Annotated in this window: 7 protein-coding genes and 1 pseudogene; 5 read left to right on the top strand and 3 right to left on the bottom strand. The window is 70.8% G+C overall.

The genetic code is table 11. From position 1 onward, the window contains the following. Positions 1-688, top strand: a 688-nt coding sequence (locus AB0C29_RS26205) for a class F sortase (protein ID WP_360825131.1), incomplete at its 5' end; no start/stop codon positions are given. Positions 689-692: 4 nt separating this feature from the next. Here AB0C29_RS26205 and AB0C29_RS26200 read toward each other — a convergent pair. Next, positions 693-1,235, bottom strand: a complete 543-nt coding sequence (locus AB0C29_RS26200; RefSeq protein WP_212989795.1) for an HNH endonuclease — start codon at positions 1,233-1,235, stop codon at positions 693-695. Positions 1,236-1,448: 213 nt separating this feature from the next. Between AB0C29_RS26200 and AB0C29_RS26195 the strand changes: the two genes are divergently transcribed. The 4 genes from AB0C29_RS26195 to AB0C29_RS26180 all read left to right on the top strand — a co-directional run bounded on the left by AB0C29_RS26195 (position 1,449) and on the right by AB0C29_RS26180 (position 5,860). Continuing rightward, the gene (locus AB0C29_RS26195; protein ID WP_360825128.1) at positions 1,449-2,534 is read left to right on the top strand and encodes a mechanosensitive ion channel family protein; all 1,086 of its coding nucleotides are present in this window, start codon (positions 1,449-1,451) and stop codon (positions 2,532-2,534) included. Between the two features lie 220 nt (positions 2,535-2,754). Continuing rightward, complete coding sequence (locus tag AB0C29_RS26190; protein WP_360825125.1) at positions 2,755-4,116, top strand: MFS transporter; 1,362 nt, start codon at positions 2,755-2,757, stop codon at positions 4,114-4,116. Next, positions 4,113-4,538 (top strand): globin, encoded by a 426-nt coding sequence (locus AB0C29_RS26185; RefSeq protein ID WP_360825122.1) that lies wholly within the window; start codon positions 4,113-4,115, stop codon positions 4,536-4,538. Before AB0C29_RS26190 ends, AB0C29_RS26185 begins: the two co-directional genes overlap by 4 nt. A 62-nt stretch (positions 4,539-4,600) precedes the next feature. Further along, on the top strand, positions 4,601-5,860 hold the full coding sequence (locus AB0C29_RS26180) for a delta-60 repeat domain-containing protein (RefSeq protein WP_360825119.1): 1,260 nt from the start codon (positions 4,601-4,603) through the stop codon (positions 5,858-5,860). 69 nt (positions 5,861-5,929) lie between these two features. Here AB0C29_RS26180 and AB0C29_RS26175 read toward each other — a convergent pair whose 3' ends face one another. Further along, the gene (locus AB0C29_RS26175) at positions 5,930-6,514 is read right to left on the bottom strand and encodes a YbjN domain-containing protein (RefSeq protein ID WP_360554898.1); all 585 of its coding nucleotides are present in this window, start codon (positions 6,512-6,514) and stop codon (positions 5,930-5,932) included. 129 nt (positions 6,515-6,643) lie between these two features. Beyond that, a pseudogene (locus tag AB0C29_RS26170) lies at positions 6,644-7,052 on the bottom strand (hypothetical protein); the annotation flags it as partial.

Raw genomic sequence — 7,052 nt, 5'->3', positions numbered from 1 at the left:
GGCACGGGTACCGGCCCGCAGGCCTTCGCCCCGCCCCGTGGCCGCCGCCCGGCCGATGCCAGCCGCCGCGCGCAGGCCGATGCCGCTCGGCTTGATGGCCGCGATCCTGGTCTTCGTCGGCCTTTTCACAGTCGGCGCCGGCCTCGGCGCAGCGACCGGCTTCGACCTCAGCGAACTGTTCCGCGGCCCGGACAAACCACCACCCCGCGCGTTCCCGGTCCTGGACCCCAGCCCACCGAAGCGCCTGACGATCCCCTCGATCAAGGTCGAGGCGCCGATCCTGCACGTCGGGCGGGCCAAGGACGGCTCGGTGGACGTGCCGCCGCTGCAGCGGCACAACGAGGTGGGCTGGTTCGATCAGGGCCCGACCCCGGGGCAGTTCGGCCCCGCGTTGATCGTCGGCCATGCGGACACCCGGTCGGGCCCCTCGGTCTTCTTCAACCTGGGCAAGCTCAAGGCCGGGCAGAAGATCGAGGTGCTCCGCGAGGACGACTCGGTGGCGATCTTCCAGATCAACTCGGTCGAGCACTTCGGCAAGGAGAAGCTGCCGGTCAAGCGGGTCTACGGCGACTACAGCCGGCCGTCGCTGCGGCTGCTGACCTGCGGCGGCAAGTGGCTGGGCGGCAAGCAGGGCTACAGCGACAACGTGGTGGTCTTCGCCAGCCTGGTGAAGGCCGAGGACACGTAGCCCGCTACGCGGCTTCGGCCTCGAGCGGCTTGGGCAGGTCGAGCCAGTCCGCCCAGCGGGGGTCGGGGGTGCGGTGGCCCAGCACGCGCCAGGCGACCCCGCGCGGGGCGGCCGGGGGCGAGTGCAGGCGCCAGCCCAGCTCCGCCGGGGTCTTGTCGCCCTTGCTGTGGTTGCACTTGGCGCAGGCGGCGACCACGTTCTCCCAGGCGTGCAGCCCGCCCCGGCTGCGCGGGAACACGTGGTCGATGGTCTCGGCCGAGCCGCGGCAGTAGGCGCAGCGGCCGCCGTCCCGGGCGAAGATCGCCCGCCGGGAAAGTCCGACGTGGGTGCGGTACGGAACCTTCACGTACCTGGTCAGCCGGACCACCGACGGCACCGGGAGAGTGTGGTGTGCACTGTGCAGGATGCCGTCGCCGTCGGAGACGCACTCAGCCTTCGACGTCAACACCAGGATGGTCGCCCGACGCACCGATACGACGCACAGCGGCTCGTAGGTAGCGTTCAACACCAACGCGGAGGAGCCCACTGTGGGTCGTATGTCAGGCATCGCGATCACCCTTCGGTGTAGGTGCTAGCAACCGCTCCCGTGTGCTGATCGTCATGGCGCGAGCGCCGGATCTACCGGTGCTCGTGGCCCAATAGTCCCTGATGAATGACGAATTGGCGAGCACAATCTGTGGCCGGGCCGTAAACGTCTGAGGTCTCCGCGGAAGATGTCCGATTCCACTGCGAGGTGTCCGGCCCGGTAGGTTAGGGCCCCGTGATTCCGCTGGCCCCGATCCCCGCCCCTTCCGGCTCCGCCGAACCGATCTTCAACGGGACGCCGGACGTCTCGGAGAGTTGCAAGGCCGACGCGCTCTGCACCTGGGTGCTGGACAAGACCGACATCCAGTGGCTGGCCAACAGCAGCTACGTGTTCATCCTCAAGCCGCTGCGGATCCTCGCGATCATCCTCGTCGCGATGCTCATCCGGTGGCTCCTGCACCGCGGCATCCGCCGGCTGACCGCCACCACCTCGCGGGCCGCCATGCCGGCGTTGCTCAAGCCGCTGCGGGAGCGGGCCGACAAGCAGCAGGAAGCCGCGGAGAACACGTTCATCCCCGAACGCCGCCGGCAGCGGGCCGAGGCGATCGGCTCGGTGCTGCGCAGCTTCGTCACCGCCGTGGTCTTCACCATGGCTGTGCTGCTGGTCATGGGCGAGCTCGGCTTCAACCTGGGCCCGCTGCTGGCCAGCGCCGGCATCGTCGGTGTGGCCCTCGGCTTCGGCGCGCAGAGCCTGGTCAAGGATCTGATCGCGGGCCTGTTCATGCTCCTGGAGGACCAGTACGGCGTCGGTGACTCGGTGGACCTGGGCGACGCGGTCGGGGTGGTGGAGACCGTCGGGCTGCGGGTGACCACCGTGCGGGACATGCGGGGCGTGCTCTGGTACATCCGCAACGGCGAGATCATCCGGGTCGGCAACAAGAGCCAGGGCTGGGCGATGGTGGTCATCGACATCCCGATCGGGTTCGTCAACTCCGAGGAGGCCACCTCGGTGCTGCGCCGGGCCGCGCTGGCCCTGGCCGAGGAGCCGGAGCACGCGACCGAGTTCCTGGAGCCGCCGGACGTGATCGGGGTCGAGCAGCTGACCGTCGACGGCGCGGTGATCCGCACGATCGCCAAGACCACGGCGGACGGCCAGCCGATCGTGCAGCGCGAGTTGCGGCGCCGGCTCACCGAGGCGCTGGAGACCTCCGGCATCTCCGAACGGATCGCCGTGTCGCGGATGCTGCCCCGCTCGGCGGTTCCCCCGACGTTTTCCAGCGGGCCGGGTGACCCTTCCGGTACCCCGGGTGGTGCGACCTGACCTGCACATACGGCATGATGGGGGAGGTCCGGCCTCGGCCGAACGGCCGATGTTCGCCCCGTATGCCCTAGCCAGGACTCGGACGATCGGGCAGAATCGTGCAAAGAGCATCTGCACTTGCAGCGGCACGTTCGCGCGGGATCTGAGCACCCCGATTTTCCCCCGGACGTGTCCGACCGGCGGTGATCCCGCCGGTCGTCGCGATCGATGGAGGGTCCAGGTGTCGGACGACCGACGCGCTGCGCAGCCGGCCCACCGGGCCGGGGACGCTGCGGAGCCGGATGGTCCCGTCACCTTCCGAGACCTCTTCGCGGTCCGCGAATACCGAGCGGTCTATTTCTCGCTCGTCGTCAACTGGCTCGGTGACTATCTGGCCCGGGCCGCCATCACCGTGCTGGTCTACCAGCAGTCCGATTCGGTGCTGCTGTCCGCGGCGTCCTTCGCGATCAGCTACCTGCCGTGGATCGTCGGTGGGCCGGTGCTGGCGGCGCTCGCGGAGCGCTATCCGTACCGCCGGGTCATGATCGTCGCCGATCTGACCCGGGCCGTGCCGATCGCGCTCATCGCCCTGCCCGGCATGCCGGTCTATGCGATCCTCATCCTGCTCTTCGTGGCCATGCTGGGGGCGCCGCCGACGCAGGCGGCCCGCTCGGCGCTGCTGCCGCTGATCCTGGACCGCCGCCGGCTCGTCAGCGGGCTCGCCGTCAACGCCTCCACCTCGCAGGCCGCGCAGGTGTTCGGCTATCTGGTCGGCGCCTTCATCGCGACCAGCATCAACGCCCGGCTCGGCATCGCGCTGGACGCGGTGTCCTTCATCATCTCGGCCGCGATCATCGCGCTCTGGGTGCATCCGCGGCCGGCCGCCGCCGGCCCGGACCACCGCCGGCACCTGCTGCGGGAGACCGGCGAGGGCTTCCGGCTGGTCTTCGGTACGCCGTTGCTGCGCTCGATCGCCCTCATGGTGTTCGGGCTGACCACCCTCACCATCCTGCCCGAGGGCCTGGCCGCCGGCTGGGCCGCGGTGTTCGACAAGGATCCGGCCGCCCGGGGCTTCGACCAGGGCCTGATCATGGCGGCCGGCCCGGTCGGCTTTGTGATCGGCGGGCTGGTGGTCGGCCGGCTGGTCAGTCAGCCCGACCGCATCCGCCTGGTCAAACCCCTCGCCGTGCTGACCCCGCTGGCCCTCGCGCTGACCGCGTTCGCGCCCAACGCCACCACGGTGGCCGTGCTGGCAGCGATCTCCGGCGTCGCCCAGGGCGGTCTCATGCCCACCCTGAACGGCGAGTTCGTGCTGGCCCTTCCGCACGGCTACCGCGCCCGGGCGTACGCGGTCATGCAGGGCGGGGTGCAGTTCACCCAGTTCTTCGCGGTGGTGGCGACCGGCGCGCTGGCCCAGTTCTCCTCGATCCCGCTGGTCGTCGGCCTGTGGAGTCTCGGCGGCCTGGCCCTGATGGTGGTGCTCGTGGTCCGGCGGCCGGCCTACGGGGTCGCCGAAGTCCCGGTCACCGACACACCGGCCAGGGCAACGCGCGTCACACCCGGCCCGGCTCGGCACCGCGCGGCTGGCAAACTGGATCGGTGAGCGCATCCAACGAGGAACCGGAAGTCAGCTTCTTCGAGGCCGTCGGCGGCGAGCCGACCTTCCGCCGGCTCGTCGACGCCTTCTACGAGGGGGTCGCGCAGGATCCCCTGCTGCGCCCGATGTATCCCGAGGAGGATCTGGGTCCGGCGGCGGAACGGCTGACGCTGTTCCTGATGCAGTACTGGGGCGGCCCGAACACGTACTCGGCAGAGCGTGGGCACCCACGGCTGCGGATGCGGCACGCGCCGTTCACGGTCGGTCCGGCCGAGCGGGACGCCTGGCTGCTGCACATGCGCGCCGCGGTCGACTCGCTCGGTCTGCCGGAGCCGCACCACAGCGCTCTCTGGGACTATCTGGAGCGCGCCGCGTACTTCATGGTCAACAAGATGGACGCGCATCCCGGAGGTCAACCCGCTCGTTGATCGGGTGAACGACGCGATCGTCACTTCACCGACGTCGCGGTCCCGATCCCTGGAGCTGACCGATGCGCCGCCGTTTGCTCGCTGCCACCGCGCTGACCTGCGCCGCTCTGCTGGGCGCGACGCCCGCCGCGGCTGACATGGCCCAACCGGCGGTGGTCTCGGCCAATCCGGTCGACTTCACGCCGCACGTCCTGGACGGCACGGTGTGGGCGCTGGCGGTGGTCGGCGACACGGTCGTCGTCGGCGGCAGCTTCACCAAGGTCCAGGACAGCGCGCGGAAAACCACCTACGCCCGGAAGAACATTTTCGCGTACGGGCTGAAGGACGGTGCGGTGCGCTCGTTCGCCCCCGCCGTCGACGCCGCGGTCTACTCCCTGGCCGCGGGGGCGAGCAACACCGTCTACCTGGGCGGCGGCTTCAAGACCGTCAACGGTGCCGCCCAGCGGGGTGTCGCCCGGGTCGCGGTCAGCACCGGCGCCCGGATCACCGCCTTCGGCGCGAAGATCAACTGGGGTGACGTCCGCGCCCTGAGCGCCCGGGGCAGCAAGCTCTACGCCGGCGGCACCTTCTCGGCGATCAACGGCGTCACCCGGGTCGGGCTGGCCCGGATGGACGCGGGCACCGGCGCGGTCGACCCCGGCTTCGACGCCAAGCTGTCCGCCCCCGGCCTGAGCCGGACCCGGGTCGAGCACTTCGACATCTCCCCCGACGGCACCCGGCTGATCGCGGTCGGCGCGCTGCTCAAGTCCGGCACGGCCGCCCGCAACCAGATCGCCATGTTCGACGTCTCCGGCTCCGCAGCCGTGCTGACCAGCTGGTACACCGACGCGTACGCGCCGCCGTGCCTGCAGGGCTTCGACACGTACCTGCGGCAGGTGAAGTTCTCCCCCGACGGCCGGTACCTCGTCGTCGCGGCGACCGGCCGGGCCTCCTCGCCGACCAAGCTGTGCGACTCGGCGGCCCGCTTCGAGGCCACCGGCGGCGGCCGGCACAACCCGACCTGGGTGCAGCGCACCGGCGGCGACTCGCTCTACGCGGTCGCGGTGACCGGCAGCGCCGTGTACGTCGGTGGCCACCAGCGTTACCTGGACAACCCGTACGGCAGCGACGCCAAGGGCCCCGGCCCGGGCGCCGTCCCGCGGGTCGGCATCGGCGCGCTCAACCCGACCACCGGCAAGGCGCTGGGCTGGAACCCGAGCCGGGACCGCGGGGTCGGCGTGCGGGCGTTCCAGGTCGTGCCCGAGGGTCTGATCGTCGGCTCGGACACCGACAAGCTGGGCCGCGAGTTCCACGGCCGGATCGGCATGTTCCCGCCCGGCTGAACCCGGACACGGAAAAGGGCCCCGTGATCCGGGGCCCTTTTTGTTTCCTCCGTCAGAGAAGCGCCTCCGTCAGAGCAGCGCGCCCTCGTCGTGCAGCCAGTCGACGAACGAGGTCGCGACGGCCGCGCCGCAGTCGAGCATCTCCACCAGCAACGGGTCGTGGGCACCCGAGGCCAGCGGCACCTGCAGCTCCGCGTAGATCGGCAGCTGTCCGCGTTCGGTGGGATCGCCGACGTAGGCCTTGCAGAAGCGGCGGGTGTGGTTCCACTCGTTGACCACGCGGTACGCGCGGTCGGCCCAGTCCGGCGGGACGGTCGCGTGCGGACGGGCCCGCATGACCAGGATCTCGTCGTCGGGGCCTTCGAGCGTGAACAGCACGGCGTGCCGTTCCCACATGGCCAGCAGGCTGCCACCGCCGTCGGCCAGGAACCGGATATCGAGCAGATCGAGGGCCTTGCCGATCCGGGCCAGATCGACCGGAGCGACCTGCTCCGGCTCGTCGATCGAGGAAAGATCAGCGGAGGACATCGAAGAGTGTCCCGGCTCACGCTGCGTCGGCACTCCGACGCGGACGCTGCTCTGCAACGCCACCTCGCCGCCGGTCTCGGGCTCATCGCCTCCGGCCGACCCGGGACGCCATGACCACCACGGCATCGTTGTGCACCTCACTCCCCAGCAGGCCCGCCGCCGGACGTAGCGGTGGACCTCGGGGCGACGGTACCCGTACAGGTCGCGGAGGTCATCCCCTCAAAGGGAGGGCGCGACCGGACGACCGATGCAGCATCACCCTTTCGGGTGACCCCCTATAGGCATGACGGTCAATACTTGGACCGGCTGTAGCCACGCGACTCCATATGGTGCAGAAAGTCCCACCCAGCGTCCCGCCACGCACACTCGCGCGGCCGAGGTCTGCTTGTCGGCGGGACCGAGAAAGCCCATCCGCGACACCGCCTGGACGAGTCGCTGGGAGACCTCCACCGGCTCCCCGCCGGGGCGCGTGACGACGAGCGCAACGTGATCGAGCAAGGCGTCGCGCACGGCGCGCTGCCCGACCGCGCGACCCGCCAGACCACCCGCGGTCACCTCACGCAAGGTGCCCGCCGCCGCCTCGGCCAGCCGGCTCAGCTCGGCCGCCGTCACCGCTTCGACCGCTGTCGATCGGGCCGGCGGCAACGGCCAGCGCCAGTCGGCG

This window comes from Actinoplanes sp. NPDC048791 (assembly GCF_040650095.1).
GTDB lineage: Bacteria > Actinomycetota > Actinomycetes > Mycobacteriales > Micromonosporaceae > Actinoplanes.
This window is presented reverse-complemented; position numbering and strand designations above follow the sequence as displayed.

What these genes read in the sequence shown, in the direction of transcription:
- AB0C29_RS26200 (WP_212989795.1), bottom strand. Translation starts at nt 1,235, where the DNA reads ATGCCTGACATACGACCCACAGTGGGCTCCTCCGCGTTGGTGTTGAAC.
- AB0C29_RS26180 (WP_360825119.1), top strand. Translation starts at nt 4,601, where the DNA reads ATGCGCCGCCGTTTGCTCGCTGCCACCGCGCTGACCTGCGCCGCTCTG.
- AB0C29_RS26175 (WP_360554898.1), bottom strand. Translation starts at nt 6,514, where the DNA reads ATGCCGTGGTGGTCATGGCGTCCCGGGTCGGCCGGAGGCGATGAGCCC.